This is a genomic window from Agromyces marinus (assembly GCF_021442325.1).
GTDB lineage: Bacteria > Actinomycetota > Actinomycetes > Actinomycetales > Microbacteriaceae > Agromyces > Agromyces marinus.
Genome location: NZ_CP087879.1, coordinates 193,056 through 219,018, shown reverse-complemented (window position 1 = coordinate 219,018; position 25,963 = coordinate 193,056). Strand labels below are relative to the sequence as shown.

Genomic DNA, 25,963 nt, shown 5'->3' with positions numbered 1-25,963 from the left:
GGTGAGGGTACGCCTCGACGCGGCGCGCCCCAAGGGGGCAGCGGTCGCGCCGGTGCGGCGTGAAGGCACCCCGACGACCGCATGCCCCCCGAACGGGGCACTTTTCGAGCAGGGCCGCGACACGGGATGCTGGCGGCATGACGCAGCCCGGCGCCACCGCCGCCCACCATCCCGCCGAGCCCGTCGCCGGTCCGCCCGGACGACCCGACCACGCCGCGGCGATCATCGACCACCTCATCGACCACGGCCACGCCACCCGGACCGAACTCGCCGGCGCCACCGGACTCGGCCGCACGACCGTCGCAGCGACCGTCTCCCGCATGCTCGAGGTCGGCGTCCTCGGCGAACGGCACCCCGCCGACTCCAGGCACGGCGCACTGCGCCTGGCGGCCGCCGACCGCGTGCTGCTCACCGCGGGCGTCGCCGGCGACGACGCCACCGCGACCCTCGCCGACCTCGACGGCACCGAACTCGCCCGCTACGAGGAACCCGTCGCGATCGTCGACGACGACCGGCGGCCGGCATCCGCTGCACCGCTCGACGCCCTCGCACTCGTCGTCGACCGGGCCATCGAGCAGGCAGAACGCGACGGCCGCCCCCTCGCCGACGCCACCATCATCGTCCAGGGCGCCGTTGTCGGCGCACCCGAACTCGCACTCGGCGACGCCGCGCTCGGCCTCGAACCGATCGACGTGCTCGCCGCGCTCCGCGCGCGATCCCAGCCGTTCGCCCGGATCGAAGCCGACCTCATCGCCCCCGCCGGACTGCGCAGCGCCGCGACGGCCCGCGCCGCGACCGACGCCGCCGGGCACCCCGACTCCGTGCTGCTGCACCTCTCCGGCGACACCCAGGTCTCCGCGTCGATCGTGATCCGCGGCATCCCCTACCAGGGAGCGCACGGACTGGCCGGCACCTTCGGGCACGTGCCGATCGTGCCCGACGGGGTGCGCTGCGCGTGCGGGCAACGCGGATGCCTCGCCACCGTCGCCGCACCCGCGATCGTGCTCGCACGCGCCGAACTCGACGACTTCGCGCACGTCTACGGCCGCCGGGCGGCGATCGCGGAGCTCGCCGAACGCATCGTCGCCGCTGAGGACCGCGCCCGCTGGGCGTGGTTGGATGCCGCGCACTGGATCGGCCGCACCCTGCAGGCCGTCATCCCCACGCTCGACCCCGACGTCGTCGTCGTCGGAGGCTGGTGGGGGCCGTTCGCCGCCGACATCGAAGCGTCGTTCCGCGACAACCGGCCCACCATCGGCGGCGGCGCACTCGACGGCCTGCCCGCGTTCACCACCGCCCGCCCCGGCGACCCCGACGGGTACGCCGGCGCGCGTGCTCAGGCCCGCGACCGCCTGCGGGCCGTGCTCGCGGCATCCGTCTGACGCATCCCCCGCACCCGCCGGGCGATCCCCCAGCCCGTCACCCGCGAGATCGCCTCGAGCACGATGCCCGCGCTCATCTTCGACCGCCCCCGCTCGCGCTCGACGAACGTGATAGGGACCTCCACGACGCGCAGTCCCGCTGACACGGCGTGCCACGTCATGTCGACCTGGAAGCCGTACCCGCGCGTGTGCACGTCCTCCAGGTGCAGCGCGCGCAACGCGCGGGCCCGGTACACCCGGAACCCCGCCGTCGCATCCCGCACCGGAAGCCCCAGCATCCACCGCGAGTACGAACTGCCCGCCTTCGACAGCCAGACGCGCCGCCGCGGCCAGTTCACGATCGACCCGCCCGCAACCCAGCGCGACCCGATGACGACGTCCGGCGTGCACCCCGAGGCATCCGCCCCCTCGAGGGCTTCGAGCATCGCCGGAAGCTGCTCGGGCGCGTGCGACCCGTCGGCGTCGAGCTGGATCACCGGATCGAACCCGTCCGCGAGCGCGCGATCGAACGCCGCCAGGTAGGCGGCGCCGAGCCCGGCCTTGCCGGTGCGGTGCAGCACCCGCACCGCGGCATCCGCCGCCGCGATCTCATCGGCGAGCGCGCCCGTCCCGTCCGGCGATCCGTCATCGACGACGAGCACGGATGCCGCGGGCAGCGCCGCACGGACCCGCGCGATGATCGGGCCGAGGTTCTCGCGCTCGTCGTACGTGGGGATCACCACGAGCGCACCGCTCGCAAGCCCCTCATCACGCGCAGACATCAGGGCATCGTACCCGTCGAACGCTGCGAGCCCGGGACGCCGCCGTCAGCGCACGCCCTGCATGAGGCGCAGCACGGGCTTCGTCGCGAGCGCGAGACCGGCGCCGAGCACGATCGCGATGCCACCAAGCACGCTGAAGTAGACCGCCTCCGGAACCGAGGTGTAGAGCTCGGCCAGCCGGCCCGCGATCGCCGTGCCCAGGGCCACCGAGAGGAAGAACAGCGCGACCATCTGGGTGTGGAACCGCTCGGGCGCGAGCTTCGTCGCCACCGAGAGGCCGACCGGCGACAGCAGGAGCTCGGCGACCGTGAAGACGAACAGGATGCCGACCATCGCCAGGAGCGGGGTCGAGCTCGGCCCGCCGCCCGCGAACGGCAGGAACAGCAGGAACGCCACGCCCATGATGATCGTGCCGAGCGCGAACTTCACCGGCGTCGACGGCTGCCGCGAGCCCATCCTGGTCCAGATCGCGGCGAACACGCCCGACAGGATGATGATGAACACCGGGTTGATCGACTGCACCCACGAGATCGGCATCTCCCAGCCGAACAGGTTCCGGTCGAGCTGCTCGTCGGAGTAGATCGTGAGCACCGTGAACTGCTGCTGGTACAGCGACCAGAACGCGACGCTCGCGATGAACAGCGGGATGAAGCCGATGACGCGACTGCGTTCGACCTTCGTGACGGCCCTGCTGCCGAGGATGACCACGAAGTACGCGACCGCGGCCACGACGGTGCCGCCGATGACCCACGTGACGAGGTTCTCCGCGGTCACGAGGCCGGTCAGCACGAGCGCGGCGATGAGCAGCACCGAGGCCACCGCGATGCCGATGACGAGCGCGGTCCGGTCGCGGGGCAGCGGGTTGGGTACGGCGGATGCCTCGGGCGGCAGGCCCCGCCTGCCGAACGAGTACTGGACGAGTCCGATCGCCATGCCGATCGCCGCAGCCGCGAACCCCCAGTGGAACCCGACCGTCGACTGCAGCAGGCCCGTGAGCAGCGGCCCGAGGAAGGCACCGAGGTTGATGCCCAGGTAGAAGATCGAGAAGCCCGCGTCGCGTCGCGGGTCGTCGCGCGTGTACAGCGTGCCGACGACGCTCGTCGCGTTCGCCTTGAGACCGCCCGACCCGAACGCGACCAGCACCAGGCCGACGCCCAGGCCGACGAACCCAGGAAGCACGGCCAGCGCGATGTGGCCCGCCATGATCACGATCGCCGAGATGAACAGCACCCGCTCGCTGCCGAGGATCCGGTCGGCGATCCACGCGCCGAGGATCGTCGACAGGTACACGGCCCCGCCGTAGGCGCCGACGATGCCGGCCGCGGTGCTCTGCTCCATGCCGAGGCCGCCCTCGGACACGGAGAAGTACATGTACAGCAGCAGGATGGACTGCATGCCGTAGAAGCTGAACCGCTCCCACATCTCGACGCCGAAGATGTGCGCGAGCGCTCGCGGTTGCCCGAAGAACCCGTGGTCGCGCCGCGCATCGCCGCGACCGGATTCGATGGTGGGCGCGGTCAGCCCGGCCGTCGCTCCGGCCTCGGCGACCGACTCGTCGTGTTCCCCCGCAGGACGGTCATCGTGCTGCATGGCGCGAGACTACACCCGGCATGCGCGGGCGGCACGGGGGCTCCGGCTCGCGACTCGGCGACTCGGCGACTCGGCGACTCAGCGCCGAAGCTCGAGGGTGCAGCACTTCACGCCGCCCCCGCCGAGCAGCAGCTCGGACAGGTCGACGCCGATCGGGCGGTACCCGGCTTCGACCAGTTGCGCCTCGAACCCCGTCGCGCGGGCCGCGATGACCACATTCCTGCCGTCGCTGAACGAGTTCAGGCCGAGCACCGCGGCATCCTCCTCGGAGACGAGGATCGCGTCGGGGTAGCGCTCGCGCAGGATCTCGAGCGAGGGCCCGTCGAACGCACTCGGCAGGTACGCGATGTGCTCCTGCCCCGGGCGGGAGTCGAGCACGGCGATCGCCGTGTCGAGGTGGTAGAAGCTCGGGTTGACGAGGGTCAGCGTGATGATCTCGCGGCCGATGACCCGGGCGAGTTCCTCATGGCTCGACGCGTCGCTTCGGAATCCGGTCCCCGCGAGGACCACGTCCCCGACGAGCAGGAAGTCCCCCTCGCCCTCGTTCGTCTCGACCGGCTCGTGCACGTCGAAGCCGTTCGCCCCGAACCACTCCATGTAGGCCGGGCCCTCCGCCGCGCGCTGCTCGTGCGTGAACTTCGCGCCGTACGCGATGCCGTCGATGACCGTGCCGCCGTTCGCGGCGTAGACCATGTCGGGCAGGCCCTCGACGGGGTCGATGAGGCGCACGTCGAAGCCGAGGCCGACGTAGGTGTCGTGCAGCGTCTGCCACTGAGCCACGGCGAGCGCCGTGTCGGTCGGCTTGGCCGGATCCATCCACGGGTTGATCTGGTAGACGACGGTGAAGTGATCGGGGCGGCACATCAGCACGGTCTTCTTCGTCGGGGTCCGCTCGGGTGCCGAGCGGCCGGTCGCGGTCGCGGCGGTCGCGGTCTGGGTCTCGGTGCTCTGGGTCTCGGTCGTGGTCGACATCTCACTCCTCGGTGCTGGAGGCCGGGCGCGGCGGCTCGCCGCCGGACACGGCCGGTGGGGTGTCGGCGGACCAGGTCGCTCTTCCGAGCCTCGACGACGGTGTTCGGATCTCACCGCCGCCGAGACGCCACTTCCAGTGTGATCCTCGGAGCGCGGCGCTTCTCGGCATGGCGCACACGATTCGTGCGCGTTCGCACCGTTCGCGCAACGCATCAGGGGCGACGGATGCCGCATCCGCTCGTTTCCGCCGTCGATCCGCGCCAACCGCGCGCACGATTCACGCGCACCCCACTCCCCACTCCCCACTCCCCACTCCCCACTCCCCACTCCCCACTCCCCACTCCCCACTCCCCACGAGAGGGTGCCATCTGCACCGCTCGGACCCGGCAAGCGGTGCACATGGCACCCACTCGGCGGACCGCGGCGACGAAGGGTGCTCCGCGGGCGCCCACGCCCACGCCCACGCCCACGCCCACGCCCACGCCCACGCCCACGCCCACGCCCACGCCCACGAGAGGGTGCCATCTGCACCGCTCGGACCCGGCAAGCGGTGCACATGGCACCCACTCGGCGGACCGCGGCCGCGAAGGGTGCTCGGGCACGGGGCATCGCGGTCGGCGCGAGCGGGGGCGGGGGGGGCGGGGGCGGCGCGCGCGCGCGGCGGCGCGAGCGGGGGCGGGGGGCGGGGGCGGCGCGCAGCGCGCGGCGGCGGGCGGCAGTCGGGCGGCACGGCGCGGCCGGCAGCGGGCCGCGGTGCTTGCCGTGGGTGGCGCGCATGCGACATCCTGAGCCGAGCCCGGCCGAGTGCCGGCCGAACGAGGAGCCGCATGCCCGACGCCGACCGCATCGCCGCCCTGCAGCGCCTCGCGTACGGCGCGGGCACCGGCGACATCGAACGCGCTCGTGCGGCCGCGGAACTCGAGGACCTGCGCCGCGGCCGGAGCGGCACCAGCGGCGGGAGCGGCACCGCCGGCACCACCGGCACCACCGCCACGGGCACCACGGGCACCGCCACCAGCGCGGCGCGCGCCGGATCGGGCGCCGCCGTGGCCGTCGCCGAGCGGGGCGCGGCGCGGGAGGCGGCGACGGGAGGCCTCGACGAGCTCCTGACCGGGCTCGACGACGAGACCCGGCCCGAGGCGGCATCCGCTCGCGCCGCCACCGTGCTCCGCGTCGCGGGCCTCGCCTCCGCGATGGCGCTCGCGATCGGCTTCGCGGCCGGCTGGGTGGCTGCGACGAACCTGGCGGAGCCGGCGCCCGGGCCCGACGATCGGGACTCCTCCATCACGTTCGACCTCGACGAGACCGAGACCGAGACCGAGCCCGCGCCCGGCGCGGACGGCGGCGACGTCCCGGTCGGCCGGACGCAGGTGTTCCGGCTGTTCGATCGTGCGCCGACGGATGCAGACCTCGATATCGACCGGGAGCTCTTCTCGCACCTCGAGATCGTGCCCGACAGTCCTCGGCTCCTGGTGGCGTGGGACGAGTCGTCCGCCGTCCACGTCCTGCTCACCGCCGAGGGCGACCTGTGCCTGGCCATGCGCTTCGACACGACGAGTGCAGGCGGAACGTGCACGAACGACGGCATGTTCCCGGGCGCCGGGCTCGTCCTGGGAATGGATGGACGCGGCGTCCGTCTCGGCGCCGACGGATCGCTGGCGATCCTGCCCGGATACCGGTGACCCTCACGACGGCGTCCGGCGGCGGCATCCGCTTCGCCGCCGAGCCGCCGGAGCCGCCGGAGCCACGCGAGCCGCCGGCGCGTCAGGCGGCGCGCACCTCAGCGTCCTCGTTGCGGCGGTCGCGCCACGCGAGCCAGTGTCTGACCGCGGTGTCGTCGTAGTCGGGACCTGAGATGCCGAGCGTGAACAGGCGCACGCCGCCGGCGTACAGGGCGTCCGCGTACTCGTCGTCGAGGCCGTCGCGGCGGAGCTCGTTCGAGATGGTGATCTCCGAGACATCCCGCCCGACACGCTCGCCCCAGCCCTTCAGGACCTCGAGCTTGTGCGCCAGTTCGTCGGGTCGCACGAACGAGTGCCAGATGTCGGCGTGCTCCGCGACCAGGCGCAGCGTCTTCCGCTCGCCCTTGCCGCCGATCATGATCGGGATCTCGCGCGTCGGCGCCGGGTTGAGCTTCGCCCACCGCGCCTTCACGCGAGGCAGGGCCTCGGCCAGGTCGTCCAGGCGCGAGCCGACCGTGCCGAACTCGTAGCCGTACTCGTCGTAGTCGCGCTCGAACCATCCGGACCCCGTGCCGAAGATGAAGCGGCCGGCGTCGCCGCCCTTCGCGCTGATGTGGTCGAGCGTGCGCGCCATGTCGGCCTGCAGGTCGGCGTTGCGGTACGAGTTGCAGTTCACGAGCGAGCCGAACTCGACCCGCTCGGTCTGCTCGGCCCAGGCGCCGAGCATGGTCCACGCCTCGAAGTGGAGGCCGTCCGGGTCGCCCGAGAGCGGGAAGAAGTGATCCCAGTTCATGACGACGTCGACGCCGAGGTCCTCCATGCGGAGCACGGCGTCTCGGATCTGCGGGTAGGTCGCGTGCTGGGGCTGCAGCTGCACGGCGAGGCGTGCGGGGGTGTTCGGGGTCATGGCTCCCACGATACGAGTCGCGGCTGCTGCGCCCCCGCACGCGATCAGGCCGGCGACGCGCTCCCGCGGTCGGGCGCATCGTCGACCGAGGCGTCCTCGCGCAGGTCGAGCATCGGGGTCGGGCGGCGGAAGCCGCGCGTGACGACCGCGAGCAGCACCACGCCGAGCGCCAACCAGATCAGGCCGACGACGAACGTGCGCTGCGACAGGCTCGTCCAGAGCCACACGGTCAGTCCGAAGCCGATCAGCGGCAGCACGAGGTTGTTCACGATCGCACCGCCCGAGCGCTCGCGTCGGTCGATGAAGTAGTGCTTGAGCACGGTGAGGTTCACGACCGAGAAGGCGATGAGCGCGCCGAAGCTGATCATCTCGACGAGCAGGCCCAGGTCGATCACGATCGCGAGCAGCGACACCGCGGAGACGACGAGGATCGCGACCACGGGCGTGCGGAACCGCGCCGAGAGCCGGCCGAACACGGTGCGCGGGAGCACGCCGTCGCGGCCCATCGCGAAGATGATGCGGGCGACGGATGCCTGCGACGTGAGCGCCGAGCCCGTCGCACCCGCGATGTACGCGGCCGTGAAGAACGCCGCCAGGAACTGCCCGCCCGCGGCGCCCATGACGTCGAGCGCGGCGGAGTCCACGTCGGCGAACGCGTTGGAGGGGTACACGAGCTGGGACAGGTACGACAGGCCGATGAAGATCACGCCCGCCGCGACGGTCGTGATGATGATCGCGCGCGGCACCGAGCGCTTCGCGTCCTTCGCCTCCTCGGCGAGGGTGGAGACCGCGTCGAAGCCGAGGAAGGACAGGCACAGCACCGCGGCCCCGGCGAAGAGCACGCCCGCGCCGTCGACGGTTCCGTCGCCGGTGAACGGCGCGAGCGGGTCGACCTCGCCGGCCCCGCCGATGGCGACGAGGCTCATGACGACGAACGTGCCGATGAAGAGCGCCTGCACGGCGATGATGACGAAGTTCGCACGTGCGACGGAGACGATGCCCACGACGTTGAGCACGGTCACGAGCGCGATGGTCGCGAGGATGAAGACCCACTGCGGAACGGCGGGGAACGCCGCGTTCAGGTAGATCCCGATGACGAGGTAGTTGATCATCGGCAGGAACAGGTAGTCGAGCATGAGCGCCCAGCCGGCGAGGAAGCCGACGCCTGGGCCGAAGCTGCGCTGCGCGTACACGTAGGCGGACCCGGCGAACGGGTAGGCGGCGGCCATCCGGGCGTAGGAGCGCGCCGTGAACGCCATCGCCACGAGGGTGATGACGTATGCGAAGGGCACGCGTCCGCCGGTCAGTTGCGTGACGATGCCGTAGGTCGTGAAGACCGTGAGCGGCACCATGTAGACCAGACCGAAGAGGACGAGCGAGGGGACGCCGAGGACGCGCCGCAGGTGCGAGGTCTCTTCGGCGGATGTCTCGTGTGCCGGCGGACCGGCGACGGTGGGCTGGGACATCGGTGGGCCTTTCAGGACGGGAGCGCAGCGCTGCGCTCGCTGGCGGGGTGTGCGGGGTTCGGATCGGGTGCGCCGGTCGGGGCGGCGTCGAGCGTCGCCTCGCCTGCGAGGTAGGTCTGCCGCACCTGGATGCGGGGAAGGTCGTGGGGGTCACAGTCGCGCGGGTCGCTGCCGAGGTGGACGAGGTCGGCGCTCGCTCCGACCTCGATCCGACCCCACGGCGCCTCGGCGCGGTCGGCGAACGCCTGGTGTGCGACCGCCGTCGTGTAGGCGGTCAGCGCGGCCTCGATGGGCATGATCTCGTCCGGGGTCCAGCCGCCGGCGGGTTCGCCGTCGAGCGTGGTGCGCGACGCGGCGATCGCGAGGCCGTCGCGCGGGTCGCCCGAGGACACCGGCCAGTCCGAACCGAACGCGAGCGGGGCGCCGGACGCCGCGAGGGTGTGCATGCGGTACTGGCGGTCGGCGCGCTCCGCGCCGAGGCGCGGCACGGTGAGGACGGTCATGAGCGCGTCGAGCTGGGCCCACAGCGGTTGCATGTTGGGGATGACGCCGAGCTCGGCGAATCGCGCGAGGTCGGCGTCGTCGACGAGTTGGGCGTGCGCGATCACCGGGCGGCGGTCGCGCGGCCCGTTCGCTGCGATCGCGCCCGCGATCGCGTCGAGCGCCTGGCGCACGGCCGCATCGCCGATGGCGTGGATGTGGATCTGGAAGCCGGCGGCGTCGACCGCGCGGACGGCTTCGGCGAGCCGTTCGGCCCCCCACACCTCCATGCCGTGGTCGTGCAGGCCGGTGCAGTAGGGCTCGAGCAGCGCACCGGTCTCGTTCTCGACGACGCCGTCGGCGAAGAACTTGACCGTGTCGGCGGTGAGTCGCGGCGATGCCGCGGCACGCACCCGGTCGCGCGCGGCGATCATGTCCGGAAGTTCGGCGGCGAAGCGCCGGGGATCGGCGTAGAGCGCGAGGTTGAAGCGGATGGGGAGGGCGCCGTGCGCCGCGGCGGCGAGGTACACGTCGAGCTCGGCCGGTTCGACCCAGGCGTCCTGCACCCAGGTCACCCCGCGCTCGAGGTAGTACCGGCCGGCCCGGTGCAGCGCGCGCAGGCCCACCTCGGCGCTTCGACTCGGCATGACCGCGGCGACGAGGTCGACGGCTCCCCACTCGCGGAGCGTTCCGATCGGCGTGCCGTCGGGTCGACGGGGGATCTCCCCGAGTTCGGGTTCGGGGGTGTCCGCGTGGATGCCCGCGAGCTCGAGGGCCCGGCTGTTGACCCACACCGTGTGGTAGTCCCAGGCCCGGAGCACCACCGGCCGGTCGGGCACGGCCCGGTCGAGCAGCCGCGCGTCGAACAGGCCGCCCTCGGCGAGGCTGCCGTCGTAGGACGCGCCCGTGATCCACTCGAGTTCGGGGTGGGCGTCGGCGTAGCGGCGCACTTCGGCGACGATCTCGTCGATCGAACGGCAGGAGCGGATGTCGGGGCCCTCGGCCTCGAGCCCTCCGAAGAGGGGGTGCGCGTGGCCGTCGCCGAAGGACGGCATGAGCAGCCCGCCGTCCAGGTCGACGACGGTGTCCGCGGTCGATGCGGCTGCTTCCGCATCGGCGCCGATGGCGGCGATGCGCCCGTCGCGCACGAGGAGCGCCGTGGCATCCGCTTCGGCCTCCGGGCGGTCGGCGACGGCGCCGCCGAGCCAGATCGTGCCGCCGTGGAAGTACGTCGTCGTCACCGGGTCGGTTCCTCTCGATCGGGTGGATGCCGCCCTGGCATCCTGTACGAACAGTGTTCGTTTTCGCGCTGCGAGCACGATACACTCCCGAGCACGACGACGGAAGATTCCGGAGGACATCCGTGGCTCGTCTCAAGCGGGAGCAGCTCGTGCTGGCAGCGCTCGACCTCATCGACGAGGACGGAGCGGAGGCGCTGACCATGCGCGCGCTCGCCGCGCGCGTCGACCGGCAGGTCTCCTCGCTCTACAACCACATCGCGAGTCGAGGCGAGCTGATCGAGCACATCAGGGCGCGGATCGTCGCCGGCATCGACGTGTCCGCATTCGGGGTGCATCCATGGGATCCCGCGCTCGAGGCGTGGGCGCGTTCCTACCTCACGGCGTTCGCGGCTCACCCGAACGTGATCCCCCTGCTCGCGACCACGCCCATCCGCGACCGCTCGACGCTCGAGATGTACGACACCGTGGTCGGCTCGCTCGTCCGCGGCGGGTGGCGCGAGCACGACGCCGTCGCGGTCATGCGCACCGTCGAGGCGCACGTGCTGGGCTCCGCGCTCGACATCGTCGCGCCCGGCGACCTGCTCGCCCAGGCGAGCGTGCCCTCCGAACTCGTCTCCCTGCGTTCCGCACTCGACGCCGAGCATGCGGACGCCTCGGGCGCCGAATCCGCGTTCCGGGTCGGCCTCGCAGCGCTCATGCACGGCCTGCGCGCCCGCCACGATTCCCCCACCCCGAACTGATCGAGGCGCGAGCGCGCCCGATCCCGATCACGAACCTGCAACGGCGCGCACGGAATCCGCGCGCGCACCTGTTCCCACGCAACGGACGCTCCTACAGTGGTGCCCATGGACAACCTCGACCGGGCCATCCTCGACCTGCTCCGGCAGAACTCGCGAGCCGGCTACGGCGACATCGGGTCGTCGGTGGGGCTGTCGGCGTCCGCCGTCAAGCGCCGGGTCGACCGGCTCGTCGCCGACGGGGTCATCAAGGCCTTCACGATCCAGGTCGACCCGGCCGTCGACGGCATGAGCACCGAGGCCGTCGTCGAACTGTTCTGCCGCGGCACCGTCGCGCCCGACGAGCTGCAGCGCATCCTGCAGAACGTGCCCGAGGTGGTCTACGCCGGCACGGTCACGGGCAGCGCCGACGCCATCGTGCTCATGCGCGCCCGCGACATCACCTCGCTCGAGGATGCCCTCGAACGCGTGCGCATCGCACCCAACGTCGACCACACGCGCAGCGCGATCGTGCTCTCCCGGCTCGTGAACCGCAGTCGCGACTGAGCGGGGCTCCGACCGATGCGCTTCACCGTCGACGCCGGCTCCGGCACCCCGCCGTACGAGCAACTGCGCATGCAGGTCGTGGACGCCGTCGCCTCGGGCCGGCTCGCGGCCGGCGCGAAGCTGCCCACCGTCCGGGCCCTCGCCGAGGAGCTCGGCATCGCCGCGAACACCGTCGCGCGGGCCTACAAGGAGCTCGAGGCCGACGGCGTGGTCGAGGGGCGCGGGCGTGCGGGCACGTTCGTCAGCACGGCGGGCGACCCGGTCGCGCAGGCGTTGCAGAGCGCGGCATCCGTGTTCGCCGACGCCGCCCTCAGGCTGGGCGTCCCCTCGGATGCCGCGCTCGACGCGGTCGCACGCGCACTCCGCTCCCGCGACTGACCGGGGCGCGCCCGCTCAGGACGCGACGTCCGAGACCGGGATGGGTTCCTTCGGCAGGCGACGGACCTTCTGCCGACGGCGACGGCGCTCGGGGATCATCGAGCGCATCTCCTCGAGCTTGCCGAAGCAGAGCAGGCGGTCCTCGGCCTCGAGCACGACCCCCTTGCGCGGGTTCGGGATCACGGTGGTGCCGCGGTGCAGGGTGAGCACCGTGATGTCGCGCTCCCAGAGCCCCGACTCGCCCAGGGTCTTGCCGATGAGGTCGGCGTCGCCGTGCACGAGCAGTTCGGCCACGCCGTACCCCGTCGAGACGGTGAGCCGCTGGCGTACGTCGATCTCGGGGAACGCGACCTGGTTGCCGATGTAGTCGATGATCGCCCCCGCGACGTCGAGGTTCGTCGCCGTCTCGATGCCCTGCAGGCCCGGCGACGAGTTGACCTCCATGACGAGCGGGCCCTCGTTGCCCTCGAGCATGTCGACTCCCGCGACCTTCAGCCCCATGATCTGCGCCGACCGCACGGCCGCCTGCTCGTACTCGGGCGTCAGCTCGACCCGCTCGACGCTGCCGCCGCGGTGCACGTTGGAGCGGAACTCGTCGCCGCTCGCGACGCGTCGCATGGCCGCGACGACGCGGTCGCCGACGACGAGGGCGCGGATGTCGCGCCCGCGCGATTCCGCGATGAACTTCTGGATCAGCACGTTCTGCTTGGTCGAGTGCAGCGTCTCGATGATGGCTTCGGCGACCTTGACCGTCGGGGCGAGGATGACGCCGATGCCCTGCGTGCCCTCGAGCAGCTTGATCACGACCGGCGCGCCGCCGACCGACTCGATCGCGGGCCGCAGGTCGGCGCGGTTGCGCACGAACGTGGTCGCGGGCAGCGCGATGTTGTGGCGCGACAGGATCTGGTTCGCGCGGAGCTTGTCGCGCGCGTTCGTGATGCCGTTCGCGGTGTTCGGGGTGTAGACGTCCATCTGCTCGAACTGGCGCACGACGGCCGTGCCGAAGTACGTGATCGAGTTGCCGATGCGGGGCAGGATCGCGTCGTAGTCCGACAGCGGGCGACCGCGGTACTGCAGGTCGGGTTCGGCCCCCGAGAGGTCGATTCCGAAGCGGAGGGTGTTCAGGACCTTGACGTCGTGCCCGCGTTGCTGCGCGGCCGCACGGAGACGCTGGGTGGAGTAGGCCTGGGGCGCGCGCGACAGGATCGCGAGTTTCATGCGTGGGTCCCTGCGAAGATGATCTGGTGACGGACGTGTCGACCCATTCAAACACCATCGCCGGATGGCGCGAATGGGTCCGCCTGCCTCAGGCCGAAGTCGAGTGGATCAAGGCGAAGCTCGACACAGGTGCGCGCTCGTCGGCGCTGCACGCGTTCGACGTCGAGGAGTTCGAGCGCGACGGTGCGGACTGGGTGCGCTTCGGCATCCATCCCTGGCAGAACTCCGATGCGGATGCCACGGCGATCGAGACTCCAGTGCATGATCGCCGGGTCGTCCGCAGTTCGACCGGGCACACCCAGGAGCGGCTGGTCGTGCTCATGGACGTCGTGCTGCTCGGCCGCGAGGTGACCGCGGAGGTCACGCTGACCAACCGCGACGAGATGGGCTTCCGCATGCTCATCGGCCGCGAGGCGCTGCGCACGGGGTTCCTCGTCGACGCCGGGCGCTCGTTCCTCGGCGGGCGGGCGCCCCGCGCCATCCGTCGCCGCAACCGCGGCCGCGAGTGACCTGACGGGCCGAGCCGCGAGCGGCGAGCCCACCGGCATCCGCTCAGTACTCGACCGCGTCGCGGGAGATCGGACAGGTCATGCAGTGCCCCCCGCCACGCCCCCGCCCGAGTTCGGCGCCGACGATCTCGATGACCTCGACGCCCGCATCGCGGAGCAGCGCGTTCGTGTACGTGTTGCGGTCGTAGGTGAACACGACGCCCGGCTCGACCGCGACCGCGTTGTTGCCGCTGTCCCACTGCTGGCGCTCGCCGGCATACCACCCGCCGCCGGGCTCGACCGCACGCAGCTTCGCGAGCCCGAGCGATTCGGCGACGACGTCGATGAACGACGAGCGCTCCTCCGTGACCTCGACGCCGCCGCGGTCGGCCGGACGAAGCGAGAACGTCTGGATGCCGTCGACGATGTCGGGGTAGTAGGTCACGAGGTCGCGGTCGGCGAACGTGAAGACCGTGTCGAGGTGCATCGCGGCGCGAAGCTTGGGCATGCCGGCGACCACGACGCGCTGTGCGGCTCCCTCCTCGAACAGCCGCGAAGCGACCGCCGTGATCGCCTGGCGGGAGGTGCGCTCGCTCATGCCGATGAGCACGACGCCGTTGCCGACGGGCATGACGTCGCCGCCCTCGAGCGTCGCCTGACCCCAGTCCTGCTCCGGGTCGCCCCACCACACGGTGCTGCCGACGTAGTCGGGATGGAACCGGTAGATCGCCTTCATGAGCATGGTCTCGGCGTGCCGTGCCGGCCAGTAGAGCGGGTTCAGCGTCAGGCCGCCGTAGATCCAGCACGTCGTGTCGCGCGTGTAGATCGTGTTCGGCAGCGGTGGCATGAGGTACTCGGTCATCCCCGCGGACTCGCGGACCAGGGCGACCTCGGATGACCGGAACTCCTCCGGGAGATCGCGCGTCGACAGCCCGCCGATGAGGTACTCGGTGAGCGTCGCGTGGTCGAGTGCGTCGAGGAACGCCCGCGTGTCGGCGACGAGGCCCGATCCGACCTCGTTCGCGACGATCTTGCGATCGAGCAGCCAGTCGCGGGCATCGGGCACCGCGAGGGTCTCGGCGAGGAGGTCGTGGAGCTCGACGACCTCGACCCCGCGGTCGCCCAGGTGCTGCACGAAGTCGGCGTGATCTCGCCGGGCGTTCTGCACCCAGAGCACGTCGTCGAACAGGAGGGCATCGCTGTTGCTCGGCGTGAGCCGCTCGTGCCCGAGCCCCGGCCGGCAGACCAGGACCTTCCGGAGCCGGCCGACCTCGGAGTGGACCCCGTACGACTGGTGCGACATGGCGTGCTCCCTTCTGCGCCGCGGCGCGGATCTGTTCAGAGCTGGACGCTTCCGGTGGCGAGCAGGACCACGCCCACCACGGCGAATGCGACGATCACGATGAAGACGACGAGCCCGGCGGGGGTGAAGACCTTCGCCTGCTGCTGACGTCGGGCGACGACGTAGAGCGCCGTCGCGGGCGCGAGCAGGATGCATGCGATGAAGAGGAACACGTAGCCGGCAGCCCAGATCAGGAAGAGCGTGTACGCCGTGGAGATCGCCGCGATCACGAGTTCGCGGTTGCGGCGCGCGGGCGCTGCGCCCTCGTACCCGTCGCGTCGTATCGCGATCTTCACGGCGTAGGCGCTCGCGAGCGCGTACGGCGCGAGCGAGAGCGCCGCGGTGAGGTCGAGCGTGAAGTCGAGCGCGTCCTCGACGAACTGGACGAGGAACAGGATGAGCGTGACGAGGATCGAGGTCCACAGCACCGCGCGCTCCGGAACCTCGCGGGAGTTCTGCTTCGCGAAGTAGCGCGGGAGATCCTGGTCCTTCGCCGCGGCGAAGACGACGTCGGCGGCGAGCAGTTGCCACGCCAGGTAGGCGCCGAGCACCGAGATGATGAGTCCGACGCGGATGAACGCACCGCCCCACGGCCCGACTGCCGCCTCGAGCACGCCGCCCGCCGATGGTTGCGGGAGGGCGGCGATCTCGGCCTGCGGCAGGATTCCGTACGACAGGATCGAGACCGAAGCGAAGAGCGCCAGCACCGAGAGGAATCCGAGCACGGTGGCGCGGCCGACGTCCGACCGCTTCTTCGCGTAGCGCGAGTACACGCTCGCTCCCTCGATGCCGAGGAAGACGAACACGGTGATGAGCATCGTGCCCTGCACCTGCGCGAACAGCGAGTCGCCGCCGGCGCCTGCATCGCCCGAGAGGTTGCCGACGAAGACGTCCCAGTCGAAGAAGAAGGCGACGAGCAGGAGGAAGAGGGCGAGCGGCACCAGCTTGGCGATCGTCACGATGAAGTTCACGGCGGCGGCCTCGCGCACGCCCCGCCGGATCAGCAGGAAGACGCCCCACACCGCGGCCACCGAGACGATGAACGCGGGCCACGTGTCGCCCTCGCCGAGCACCGGGGAGAGCTCGGGGAACAGCTGCGAGAGGGTGGTCATGATGAGCACCCAGTAGAACGCGTTGCCCGCGCACGCCGACGCCCAGTAGCCGACAGCGGAGAGGAACCCCGGGTACACGCCGAACCCGGTCCGTGCGTAGACGTAGACCCCGTTGTCGAGCTTCGGCTTCCGCATCGCGAGCGTCTGGAAGACGAGCGCGAGCGTCAGCATTCCGAGTCCGGCGATCGCCCAGGCGATGACCGCCCCGTACACGCCGGTCTGGCCGGCGAAGCGCGCCGGAAGCTGGAAGACGCCCGCACCGACCATTGATCCGACGACCATGCCGGTGAGCGCGGGCAGGCCGAGCTTCGATGTCGCCCGCTGCCCGGTGGTCGATGCCATCAGGGCCCCTCCCCACCCGGGCCTCCGCGGAACGGTCGGTCCGAGATGCGCTGTCGCAACCTGTTCAGTGTCTAGCGCAGGATTCGGGGCACGCACAAGAGCCGAGGCGAGGTGGTGCGGCGGCGGGTTCCCGGCGGGCGGGCGCCCCGCGCCATCCGTCGCCGCAACCGCGGGCGCGAGTGAGGCGCCGCCGTTCTGCATGAGAATCCGGCCGATGTCCCCCGCTGGAGGGGGCATCGGCCGGATTCTCATGTGTTCCGGTTGGCACCCGGGCGGCGAGCGCCCGGCGCCCGCCGCCGGCGCGCTAGTTGTTCTTCCCACTGACGTTGTGGACGCGGTCGATGGGTGCGAGGCCGCCGATCCCGGTGTGGGGTCTGTGGTGATTGTAGTGATGCAGCCAGTCGGGGTAGCTCGTGGCGCGCTGCTGGTCTGACGCGTAGTGCCGGGCGTATGCCCATTCGTCGGCGAGGGTGCGGTGGAACCGCTCGATCTTGCCGTTCGTCTGTGGCCGGTACGGGCGGGTGTACTTGTGCGTCACGTTCTCGCCGAGCGCGTCGTTGAATGCCTTCGAGCGGTAGCAGGACCCGTTGTCCGTCATCACGCGTTGCACGGTGATGCCGTGGCCGGTGTAGAACGCGTTCGCGCGTTCCCAGAACCCCGCGGCGGTGTCCTTGCGTTCGTCGTCGAGGATCTCGGAGTACACCAGGCGGGCATGGTCATCGATCGCGGAATGCAGGTACGAGTAGCCGGCCCCGGACCGGTGCTTGCGCCCTGCGGAACGGCCCAGGGTGCGCCACCCGCCGCCGTCGGGGATGCGGCCGAGTTTCTTCACGTCCACGTGCACCAGTTCGCCCGGCACGGCGCGTTCGTAGCGGACGGGCTTGGGCTTGCGGACCCGGACTCCGGTGTTCTTGTCGACCTGTCCCAGCAGCGGCACCCGGTACCGGTTCAGCACCTTCGAGACCGTCGACTGCGGCAGGCCGAGGTGGTACGCGATCCGGTGCGGACCCCAGCGCCGGTTCACCCGCAACCCGATGATGCGACGCTCGGTGCGCTGCGGCGTCCGCGACGGCGAGACCTTCGGCTTCGAGGACCGATCCTGCATCGCCGCACGCCCGCCTGCCCGGTACCGGGCGACCCACTTCGACACCGTGCCACGAGCGACCTGGAACCGTTCAGCGACACGAGCCTGTGTCCACCCGTCGTCGACGACGAGCAACGCGATCTTGATCCGCCCGGTCACGGTGAGCGCAGCACGGGCATGGGTAGCGTAGGACACGAGGACCTCCGTTGTGTCGAGTGAGTGTGGTAACCCACATCGATACCGGAGGTCCTCACCTCACCCCGTCACACCACGCTGCACACAACCACCGTGGGAAGTACAGCTAGATGACCCCGTCCGAGATCGTGGTCGGGTTGCCGAAGCGGTGGTTCGTGATCGAGATCGCCTGCTCGTGCAGGAACGGCAGCAGCTCGACACGACCCGACGGCGTCGCCGGGTGCGACCACACCGCGAGGTCGGGCGTGCCGCCCGTCGCCTCGGCGAGGGCGCTCGGCGAGCCGCCGAGCAGGCGCACCCGCCCGGTGACCTCGCCCTTCGCGGCGCGGTCGATCCAGCCGGCGTCGCCCTCGCGGACGATGCGGATGTCGCGGGCCGCGAGCAGTGCGCGGACGCCCTTCGGCAGCTCGTGCGCGGTCGAGACCGCGAGCGGCGACCTGGCGAGCAGGCCCGCCGCGATGATGCGCAGGCCGTCCGCGAGCGCGGCGTCCTCGCTGACGCGGACGGTGACCGGCACGGGCAGGTAGCGGAACAGGTTCCGCTCGACGCCCAGGCCCGACACGTCCTTCACCGTGGCGTACTCGTCGGCCCACGCGACCGCGTCGGAGAGCGCCGACCTGCGCAGCACCTCGTACTCCTCGTAGGCGAGGGAGGACTGCGAGGCCTCGATGAGGTCGCTCACGCGCTGCTCGAGCCCGCGCAGGTGCAGCGACCGGCTCGGTTCGGAGTGGTCGGGCGCCCAGTCGCCGAGCCCGAACAGGTAGTTCGGTCCGCCGGCCTTCGCGCCCGCGCCGACGGAGGAGCGCTTCCATCCGCCGAACGGCTGGCGCTGCACGATCGCGCCGGTGATGCCGCGGTTGACGTACAGGTTGCCGGCCTCGACCCGGTCGAGCCACGTCGCGAGCTCGTCGGCGTCGAGCGAGTGCAGGCCGGCGGTGAGCCCGAAGTCGACGGCGTTCTGGAAGCGGATGGCCTCGTCGAGGTCCTTCGCGTGCATGATGCCGAGCACCGGTCCGAAGAACTCGGTGAGGTGGAAGTACGACCCGGGCTTGACGTTCGCGCGAACTCCGGGCGACCAGAGCCGGCCGGTGTCGTCGAGCCGTCGCGGTTCGACGAGCCATTCCTCGTCGGCGCCGAGCGTGGTCAGGGCGTGCAGCAGCTTGCCGTCCGCGGGCTCCACGAGGGGCCCCATCTGGCTGGAGGGGTGCTCGGGCCAGCCGACGCGCAAGCTCGTCGCGGCGTCCACGAGCTGGCGGCGGAACCGCTCGGACTTCGCGACCGACCCGACCAGGATCACGAGCGACGCGGCCGAGCACTTCTGGCCGGCGTGGCCGAACGCGCTCTTGACGACGTCGGATGCCGCGAGGTCGAGGTCGGCCGACGGCGTGACGATGATCGCGTTCTTGCCGCTCGTCTCGGCGAGCAGCGGCAGGTCCTTGCGGAACGACCGGAACAGCTCTGCCGTCTCGTAGGCGCCCGTGAGGATGACGCGGTCGACCTTCTCGTCGGAGACGAGCTTGGTGCCGAGATCGCGCGAGCCGAGGTCGACGAGCGCGAGGAGGTCCTTGGGGATGCCGGCCTCCCACAGCGCCTCGACCATGACCGCACCCGAGCGCTGCGAGAGCTTCGCGGGCTTGATGATGACGCCCGAGCCCGCGGCGAGCGCCGCGAGCACGCCGCCGGCGGGGATCGCGACGGGGAAGTTCCACGGCGGCGTGACGACGGTCAGCTTCGAGGGCACGAAGCGGGCGCCCTGCACGTGGTCGAGTTCGCGGGCGCGCTCGGCGTAGTAGTGCGCGAAGTCGATCGCCTCGCTGATCTCGGGGTCGGCCTGGTCGATGGTCTTGCCGGTCTCAGCGGCCATGACCTCGATGAGGCGGTCGCGGTTCGCGGCGAGCGCGAGGCCGGCGCGATGCAGCACAGCCGCGCGCTCGTCCCCGGACAGGGCGCCCCATGCGGCGCCGCGCTCGGTGACGGCGGTCATGAGCGACTCGAGCTCGTCGGCGGTCTCGATGCGGTTGGCCCGCAGCGTGTCGATGCCGAGCGTCGATCCCGGAACCCGGGCGAGGATCCGGCGTCCCCAGTCGCGGTTCGCCGCGAGGGCGGGGTCGGTGTCGGGTTCGTTGCGGAAGCCCGGGGTGACGCCGGGCCCCGTGAGGCCGGATCCGGCGAGATGAGCGGATGCCGCGGCATCCGTCACCTCGCCGTCGGCTGCCGAACCGCGCGTGATGCCGAGCACGACGCTCGTCAGGGACCCCTCGTGCTCGTCGCCGGGCGCGGGCGCGCCGGCGACGGCGCCGAGGTCGGCGGCGTCCTGCTCGTCCCATTCGGTGCGGCGGTTCTGGGTCCGGTTCGGGGCGGGTGCGGATGCGTCGGCGGGCACGCCGTCGAGCGCGTCGAGCGAGCGGAGGTAGCGGTCGCGTTCGCGGTCGAACAGGCCGCGGTCCTGCGAGAGTTCGAACACTGCCGACATGAAGTTCTCCTGGCTCGCGTTCTCCTCGAGCCGGCGGATCAGGTAGGCGATGGCGACGTCGAACTCCGACGGGTTCACGACGGGCGTGTAGAGCAGTAGCCGGCCGACGTCGCCGCGCACGGCCTCGGCCTGGCCGGTGGCCATGCCGAGCAGCATCTCGAACTCGACGCCGTGCTCGACGCCGCGCTCCTTCGCGGTGAGGTGGGCGTGGGCGACGTCGAACAGGTTGTGGCCGGCGATGCCGAGCTTGACGGCGTCGATGCGCTCGGGCGTCATCGACCAGTGCAGGACGCGCTTGTAGTTGGTGTCGGAGTCCTGCTTGGTCGAGTAGGTCGCGAGCGGCCAGTCGTGGATGTGGGCGTCGACGGTCTCCATGGCGAGGTTCGCGCCCTTGACGACGCGGACCTTGATGGGAGCGCCGCCGGCGGCGCGACGGGCCTGCGCCCACTCGGTGAGGTCCTGGATGGCGCCGAGCGCGTCGGGCAGGTAGGTCTGGAGCACGATGCCGGCCTCGAGCTGCTGCAGCTGCGGCTGCTCGAGCACCTGCTTGAAGACCGCGATCGTGAGGTCGAGGTCGCGGTACTCCTCCATGTCGAGGTTGATGAACTTGGCCTTGCCCTGCGCCGCTCCCCGCGCTGCGAGCTCGTAGAGCGGGGTGAGCTTCGCGACGACCTTCTCGACGGCCTCGTCGAACGACCACATCGAGAGCTGGCTGACGACGCTCGACACCTTGATCGAGACGTAGTCGACGTCGTCGCGGGCGAGGAAGTCGTACGTGCCCTGCAGGCGACGGTCGGCCTCGTGCTCGCCGAGGACGGCCTCGCCGAGGAGGTTGAGGTTCAGTCGGTTGCCCGATTCGCGCAGCTTCGCGATGGCGGGACCGAGCTTGGCGGGGGTCGCGTCGAGCACGAGGTGGCCGACCATGGCCCGGAGGACCCGGCGCGCGATGGGGATGACGATCCACGGCAGCAGCGGGGCGACCGCGCCGCCGAGGCGGATGGCGGCCTTGAGGAACCACGGCAGGAACTTCGGGGTGAGCTTCGCGACCTCGGCGAGGTTGCGCGCGGCGACGCCGAGGTCTTCGGGGCGCATGACGCCGTCGACGAACCCGACGGTGAACGCGAGCCCGTTCGGGTCCTTGAGCACGCCCGCGAGGCGTTCGGCCGCGGGGTCGACGGGGTGGCGCTCGCTCTCGGCGAGCCAGCGCTCGACGAGCGCGATGACGTGGTCGGTGTCGGGGAGTACGTCCGCGAGCAGCTTCGGTGTGGTCACGACGGCGATGTCCTTCGGTCTCGGTCGGGCGCGCGGGAGCTGTCGGCCCCGCCCTTCCAGTGTGCGCCCCGGCATCCGTTCAGTACAGCGAATGAATCCGATGCATACTGTTCGTGTTTCCCGAATGATTCCCGGCGGGAGACGACGGATGCCACGAAAGGAGGCGACCACGCATGCTCGACGTCCGACGCCTGCGCCTCCTGGTCGAACTCGCACAGCGCGGCACGCTCACGGCCGTCGCCGAGGCGCTCTCGTACAGCCCGTCGTCGGTCTCGCAGCAGCTGAGCCAGCTCGAGAAGGAGGCGGGCGTCCCACTGCTCGTGCAGGTCGGCCGCCGCGTGCAGCTCACCCCCCAGGCCGAACTGCTCGTCGGCCACGCCCAGGCCGTGCTCGAACGGCTGGAAGAGGCCGAAGCGGATGTCGCGCGCTCGCTGACCACGGTGAGCGGCACGGTGCGCATCGCGGTGTTCCAGTCCGCGGCGCACGCCGTCGTCCCGCAGGCGCTCACCCTCCTCGCCGCGGAGCACCCGTCGCTGCGCGTGGAGGTCACCGAGCGCGAGCCCGAGATCGCCCTGTTCGACGTCGCCGCGCGCGACTTCGACCTCGTGATCGCCGAGCAGTACCCGGGCCACACTCGCCCGCTGCACGCCGAACTCGACCGGGTGCCGCTCGCACGAGACGCGATCCGGCTCGCACTGCCCCCGCACCCGTCGGCGCGCCGGCGCGGGCTGCCGCGCCCCGACCCGGTCGCCGCCGCCCTGCCCATGCACGCCCCGACCGAACTGCTGCGGCTCGTCGCCGACGACGGCCTCGCCGCGGCGGCCGATCGCCCGTGGGTCATGGAGCCGCGCGGCACCGCGTCGCGGGAGTGGGCCGAGCAGCTGTGCCGCCAGGCCGGGTTCGAGCCCGACGTGCGCTTCGAGACGGCCGACCTCATGGCTCACATCCGGCTGATCCGCTCGGGCAACGCCGTCGGGCTCCTGCCCGATCTCGTCTGGGCCGGCGAACCCCCGAGCGTGCAGCTCGCGTCGCTCCCGGCGGACCCGTTCCGGGAGGTGTTCTCCTCGACCCGTCGCGCGGCATCCCGCCGCCCTGCGGTCGTCGCCGCGCGCGACGCGCTGGCGCGCGCGGCAGCTCGCAGCGAACCCACCCCGACGCATGACGGGTGACCTTCGACGGATGACGCTGACGCCCGCCGCGGCTACGCTGCGCCCATGAGCAGCAGGCAGGGACTCAGCGCGGGGCTCGCCGTCGGCCTGATCGCGGCGGCACTCGCCCTCTCGGGATGCAGCGGCATGTCGGGTGAGGACACGGGCGGCGACGTGGATCCGACCGGCACGTGGGGCGACGCGGAGGCCGAGGGGTCGCCGTACCTCGAGCTCGCCGACGGCGGCGGCCTGACCGGCACCGACGGCTGCAACCGGCTCACGGGCACGTGGTCGATCAACGAGGCCGACCAGGTCGAGTTCGAGGACGTCGCCTCGACGAAGATGGCGTGCGCCGACGTCGACGACTGGCTGTCGGGCCTGCACACCGCCGAGGTCGCGAACGACACGATGACCGTGCTCGGCGAGGACGGCTCGCCCATCGGGACGCTCGACCGCACCGAGTGAACGCGCCGGCGCCCCGCGGCATCCGCTCGTCTACGCTCGGGAGATGCCCACCGACGCGCGACGCACCCCTGCCGCATCCCCCGACGTGATCATCGTCGGGGGCGGCCACAACGGCCTGACCGCCGCCGCCTACCTCGCCCGTGCGGGCAAGCGCGTGCTGCTGCTCGAGCGCGACGACCACGTCGGCGGCGCCGCGATCTCGGCCGAGGCCTTCGCCGGGGTGGATGCCCGGCTCAGCCGGTACTCGTACCTCGTGAGCCTGCTCCCCCGGCGCATCATCGACGACCTCGGGCTCGACATCCGCCTGGTCCGCCGCCGGTTCTCCTCGTACACGCCCGACCCGCGCGACCCGTCGCGCGGGCTCCTCATCGACGGCGAAGCGGATGCCGGGGCCGCGCGCGCCGCCTTCGCCCGGGTCGGCGCGGCCGACGACGCCGACGCGTGGGACGCGTTCGCCGCCGACACCGCACGGCTGGCCGAGTCGCTCTTCCCGACCCTGATCGAACCGCTGCCCACCCGCGACGAGGCCCGAGCCCTCGTCGGCGACGACCGCGTCTGGGACGAGTTCATCGAGCGGCCGCTCGGGGCGGGCATCGACGCGCGATTCGCCGACGACCTCGTGCGGGGCGTCGTCGCGACCGACGGCCTCATCGGCACCTTCGCCGACCTCGACGACACCTCGCTCGACGCGAACCGCTGCTTCCTGTACCACGTCATCGGGGGCGGCACCGGCGACTGGGACGTGCCCGTCGGCGGCATGGGCGCCGTCACGGGCGAACTCGCGCGAGCCGCGCGCGAGGCCGGGGCCGAGCTCCGCACGGGCGCCGAGGTCGTCGCCATCGACGGCGGAACCGGCGAGGTGCGCTGGCGCGAAGCCGGCCGGGAGCACACGGCGCGGGCCGGCACGGTGCTCGCGAACGTCGCCCCGGCCGTGCTCGAGGGCCTCGCGGCATCCGCCCCCGACGCAGCCCGGGAACCGCGCCCGACGCGCGACGACCGCCCCGAGGGCGCTCAGGTGAAGGTCAACCTCCTGCTCACGCGACTGCCGCGCCTCGCGGACGCCGAGGTCGCACCCGAGCACGCGTTCGCGGGCACGTTCCACATCAACGAGCTCCGCACCCAGCTCGACGCCGCGTTCGCCGACGCGGCGGCGGGCACGCTGCCCGACCCGATCCCGTGCGAGATCTACTGCCACACGCTGAGCGACCGCAGCATCCTCGGACCGGAACTGGCCGAGTCCGCGACCCAGACCCTCACGGTCTTCGGACTGCACGTGCCCGACCGGCTCGTCGACGCGTACGGCAACGACGACCTGCGCGCCCGGCTCGAGCGCGCGGTGCTCGCATCGCTCGACTCCGTGCTCGCGGAACCGATCGCAGACGTGATCGCGACGGATGCCGCCGGCCGCCCCTGCATCGAGGTGAAGACCACGCGCGACCTCGAGTCGGCACTGAACATGCCGGGCGGGAACATCTTCCACGGGCCGCTGTCGTGGCCGTGGTCGGAACCGGACGCCGCGCCCGCCACGCCCGCACAGCGGTGGGGTGTCGCCACGCGGCATCCGCGAGTGCTGATCTGCGGATCGGGCGCGGTGCGCGGAGGCGCGGTCAGCGGCATCGGCGGCCACAACGCCGCGATGGCCGTGCTCGAGGGCGAGTGAGCGTCAGAAGACGAAGAGCTGCCCGAGGATCATGATCGCGATGACGAACAGCGCGACGACCGCGCCGACGATCACGACCGCACGACCCGACATCTTCGCGACGCCGTAGCCGACGAGCACCGGGAGCGCGACGAGCAGCAGGGCCACGATCCACCAGAACGCCTGGTAGCCGCCCGTCGTCGCCTCGGAGAGGCGCCCGCCGAAGAGCTGCTGCGTGCCCGGGTTGGTTGCGAACGCGAACGCCGCGCTCAACGGCACGGCGACCAGCGCCAGGACGATGATGCCGCTGAACCAGCCCCACATGCCGCGGTGACGCTCGGCGATGTGGAGCGTCTGCTCGTCGTGGGTCTCGTGCGAGGAAGCCTTGCTGCTCATGCGCGCCACTCTAGCCGTCCGCGTGCCACCGGATTAGCCTGAGGTCAGGACGACACGCAGGGGGCGACATGACCATCACTCGGGCGACCGGCCACTACGTCCGCAAGGACGACGGGCTCCACCTCCAGTTCGACCGGCTGTTCCGATCCCCCATCGAGGAGGTCTGGTACACGCTGACCAATCCGACGGCGATGCAGGCGTGGATCGGCACCTACACGGGGACCCCGTCCACCGGTGCCGTGCGGTTCCGCATGTCCGGCGAGGGCGCCGAATGGCAGAACACCTCGATCCTCGAGTGCGACGCCCCCTACGGCTTCCGTGCCGACATCGGCGAGGGCGAGGCATCCGTGCGGGTGTTCTGCCACCTCCGCGAAGCCGGGGGGATGACGACCCTCACGCTCGGGCAGCTCCTGCACTCGGCCGCCGACGCCACGTCGGTGGGGCCCGGCTGGGACTACTTCCTCGACCGGCTGGTCGCCACCCGGGCCGGAACCGAGCTTCCCGACTGGCAGCAGTACGACCCCGGGCTCGTCGAGACGTATCGGGGCCTGCACGTTCCCGACGCGGCATCCGTCGCAGACCCCGCGGCCGGTCGGTGACCTGCCGCGCGAGCTTCCCGATCGGCGTGGGCCGCTCGCACTAGGCTG

At 71.7% G+C, this 25,963-nt stretch carries 22 protein-coding genes; 10 read left to right on the top strand and 12 right to left on the bottom strand.

Annotated elements, in window-relative coordinates:
- Positions 1-137 precede the first annotated feature (137 nt).
- Positions 138-1,382 carry an ROK family transcriptional regulator gene (locus DSM26151_RS01065; RefSeq protein WP_234660587.1) on the top strand — a complete coding sequence of 415 codons (1,245 nt, stop codon included), beginning with the start codon at positions 138-140 and terminating at the stop codon, positions 1,380-1,382.
- Here the strand turns inward: DSM26151_RS01065 and DSM26151_RS01060 are convergent.
- The 3 genes from DSM26151_RS01060 to ddaH all read right to left on the bottom strand — a co-directional run bounded on the left by DSM26151_RS01060 (position 1,337) and on the right by ddaH (position 4,705).
- Positions 1,337-2,143 carry a polyprenol monophosphomannose synthase gene (locus DSM26151_RS01060; protein WP_234660586.1) on the bottom strand — a complete coding sequence of 269 codons (807 nt, stop codon included), beginning with the start codon at positions 2,141-2,143 and terminating at the stop codon, positions 1,337-1,339. The genes DSM26151_RS01065 and DSM26151_RS01060 overlap by 46 nt on opposite strands.
- Before the next feature lie 45 nt (positions 2,144-2,188).
- Positions 2,189-3,733 (bottom strand): peptide MFS transporter, encoded by a 1,545-nt coding sequence (locus DSM26151_RS01055; protein ID WP_286329633.1) that lies wholly within the window; start codon positions 3,731-3,733, stop codon positions 2,189-2,191.
- 78 nt (positions 3,734-3,811) lie between these two features.
- Entirely contained in the window at positions 3,812-4,705 is an 894-nt protein-coding gene (gene ddaH / locus DSM26151_RS01050) for a dimethylargininase (protein ID WP_350227337.1), read from the bottom strand.
- 827 nt (positions 4,706-5,532) lie between these two features.
- On the opposite strand from ddaH, the gene DSM26151_RS01045 reads away from it, so the two are divergent.
- Positions 5,533-6,387, top strand: a complete 855-nt coding sequence (locus DSM26151_RS01045) for a hypothetical protein (RefSeq protein WP_234660585.1) — start codon at positions 5,533-5,535, stop codon at positions 6,385-6,387.
- 82 nt (positions 6,388-6,469) lie between these two features.
- Here DSM26151_RS01045 and DSM26151_RS01040 read toward each other — a convergent pair whose 3' ends face one another.
- Genes DSM26151_RS01040 through DSM26151_RS01030 form a run of 3 tightly spaced genes read right to left on the bottom strand, consistent with a single transcriptional unit; the run spans position 6,470 to position 10,481 of the window.
- On the bottom strand, positions 6,470-7,294 hold the full coding sequence (locus DSM26151_RS01040; RefSeq protein ID WP_234660584.1) for an LLM class F420-dependent oxidoreductase: 825 nt from the start codon (positions 7,292-7,294) through the stop codon (positions 6,470-6,472).
- Between the two features lie 44 nt (positions 7,295-7,338).
- A complete protein-coding gene (locus DSM26151_RS01035; protein ID WP_234660583.1) occupies positions 7,339-8,760 on the bottom strand; it encodes an APC family permease in 1,422 nt (473 codons plus the stop codon).
- 11 nt (positions 8,761-8,771) lie between these two features.
- The gene (locus DSM26151_RS01030) at positions 8,772-10,481 is read right to left on the bottom strand and encodes an amidohydrolase (RefSeq protein ID WP_234660582.1); all 1,710 of its coding nucleotides are present in this window, start codon (positions 10,479-10,481) and stop codon (positions 8,772-8,774) included.
- A 122-nt stretch (positions 10,482-10,603) separates the two neighbouring features.
- On the opposite strand from DSM26151_RS01030, the gene DSM26151_RS01025 reads away from it, so the two are divergent.
- The 3 genes from DSM26151_RS01025 (at position 10,604) to DSM26151_RS01015 (ending at position 12,142) form a co-directional block, all read left to right on the top strand.
- On the top strand, positions 10,604-11,221 hold the full coding sequence (locus DSM26151_RS01025; RefSeq protein ID WP_234660581.1) for a TetR/AcrR family transcriptional regulator: 618 nt from the start codon (positions 10,604-10,606) through the stop codon (positions 11,219-11,221).
- A gap of 105 nt (positions 11,222-11,326) precedes the next feature.
- Positions 11,327-11,764 (top strand): Lrp/AsnC family transcriptional regulator, encoded by a 438-nt coding sequence (locus DSM26151_RS01020; protein ID WP_234660580.1) that lies wholly within the window; start codon positions 11,327-11,329, stop codon positions 11,762-11,764.
- A gap of 15 nt (positions 11,765-11,779) precedes the next feature.
- Complete coding sequence (locus DSM26151_RS01015) at positions 11,780-12,142, top strand: GntR family transcriptional regulator (protein WP_234660579.1); 363 nt, start codon at positions 11,780-11,782, stop codon at positions 12,140-12,142.
- Positions 12,143-12,157: 15 nt separating this feature from the next.
- On the opposite strand, the gene rimK is transcribed toward DSM26151_RS01015, so the two are convergent.
- Positions 12,158-13,360 carry a 30S ribosomal protein S6--L-glutamate ligase gene (gene rimK / locus DSM26151_RS01010; protein WP_234660578.1) on the bottom strand — a complete coding sequence of 401 codons (1,203 nt, stop codon included), beginning with the start codon at positions 13,358-13,360 and terminating at the stop codon, positions 12,158-12,160.
- A gap of 26 nt (positions 13,361-13,386) precedes the next feature.
- On the opposite strand from rimK, the gene DSM26151_RS01005 reads away from it, so the two are divergent.
- A complete protein-coding gene (locus DSM26151_RS01005; RefSeq protein ID WP_234660577.1) occupies positions 13,387-13,869 on the top strand; it encodes an ATP-dependent zinc protease family protein in 483 nt (160 codons plus the stop codon).
- Between the two features lie 43 nt (positions 13,870-13,912).
- Here the strand turns inward: DSM26151_RS01005 and DSM26151_RS01000 are convergent, their stop codons facing one another.
- The 4 genes from DSM26151_RS01000 to DSM26151_RS00985 all read right to left on the bottom strand — a co-directional run bounded on the left by DSM26151_RS01000 (position 13,913) and on the right by DSM26151_RS00985 (position 21,743).
- Positions 13,913-15,151 (bottom strand): arginine deiminase, encoded by a 1,239-nt coding sequence (locus tag DSM26151_RS01000; RefSeq protein WP_234660576.1) that lies wholly within the window; start codon positions 15,149-15,151, stop codon positions 13,913-13,915.
- A gap of 35 nt (positions 15,152-15,186) precedes the next feature.
- Positions 15,187-16,644, bottom strand: coding sequence for a basic amino acid/polyamine antiporter (locus DSM26151_RS00995; protein WP_234660575.1), 1,458 nt, complete (start codon positions 16,642-16,644; stop codon positions 15,187-15,189).
- Between the two features lie 304 nt (positions 16,645-16,948).
- Positions 16,949-17,923, bottom strand: a complete 975-nt coding sequence (locus tag DSM26151_RS00990) for an IS481 family transposase (protein WP_234660574.1) — start codon at positions 17,921-17,923, stop codon at positions 16,949-16,951.
- A gap of 106 nt (positions 17,924-18,029) precedes the next feature.
- Complete coding sequence (locus DSM26151_RS00985) at positions 18,030-21,743, bottom strand: proline dehydrogenase family protein (RefSeq protein WP_407651001.1); 3,714 nt, start codon at positions 21,741-21,743, stop codon at positions 18,030-18,032.
- Positions 21,744-21,841: 98 nt separating this feature from the next.
- On the opposite strand from DSM26151_RS00985, the gene DSM26151_RS00980 reads away from it, so the two are divergent.
- From DSM26151_RS00980 to DSM26151_RS00970, 3 genes are read left to right on the top strand one after another with little or no spacing between them, the layout of a single operon-like run.
- Positions 21,842-22,837 carry a LysR family transcriptional regulator gene (locus DSM26151_RS00980; protein ID WP_234660572.1) on the top strand — a complete coding sequence of 332 codons (996 nt, stop codon included), beginning with the start codon at positions 21,842-21,844 and terminating at the stop codon, positions 22,835-22,837.
- 45 nt (positions 22,838-22,882) lie between these two features.
- On the top strand, positions 22,883-23,281 hold the full coding sequence (locus DSM26151_RS00975; protein ID WP_234660571.1) for an META domain-containing protein: 399 nt from the start codon (positions 22,883-22,885) through the stop codon (positions 23,279-23,281).
- Positions 23,282-23,324: 43 nt separating this feature from the next.
- A complete protein-coding gene (locus DSM26151_RS00970) occupies positions 23,325-24,941 on the top strand; it encodes a phytoene desaturase family protein (protein ID WP_234660570.1) in 1,617 nt (538 codons plus the stop codon).
- A 3-nt stretch (positions 24,942-24,944) separates the two neighbouring features.
- Here DSM26151_RS00970 and DSM26151_RS00965 read toward each other — a convergent pair whose 3' ends face one another.
- Positions 24,945-25,316, bottom strand: a complete 372-nt coding sequence (locus tag DSM26151_RS00965) for a hypothetical protein (RefSeq protein ID WP_234660569.1) — start codon at positions 25,314-25,316, stop codon at positions 24,945-24,947.
- Positions 25,317-25,384: 68 nt separating this feature from the next.
- Between DSM26151_RS00965 and DSM26151_RS00960 the strand changes: the two genes are divergently transcribed.
- A complete protein-coding gene (locus DSM26151_RS00960) occupies positions 25,385-25,915 on the top strand; it encodes an SRPBCC domain-containing protein (protein WP_234660568.1) in 531 nt (176 codons plus the stop codon).
- Positions 25,916-25,963: the final 48 nt, after the last annotated feature.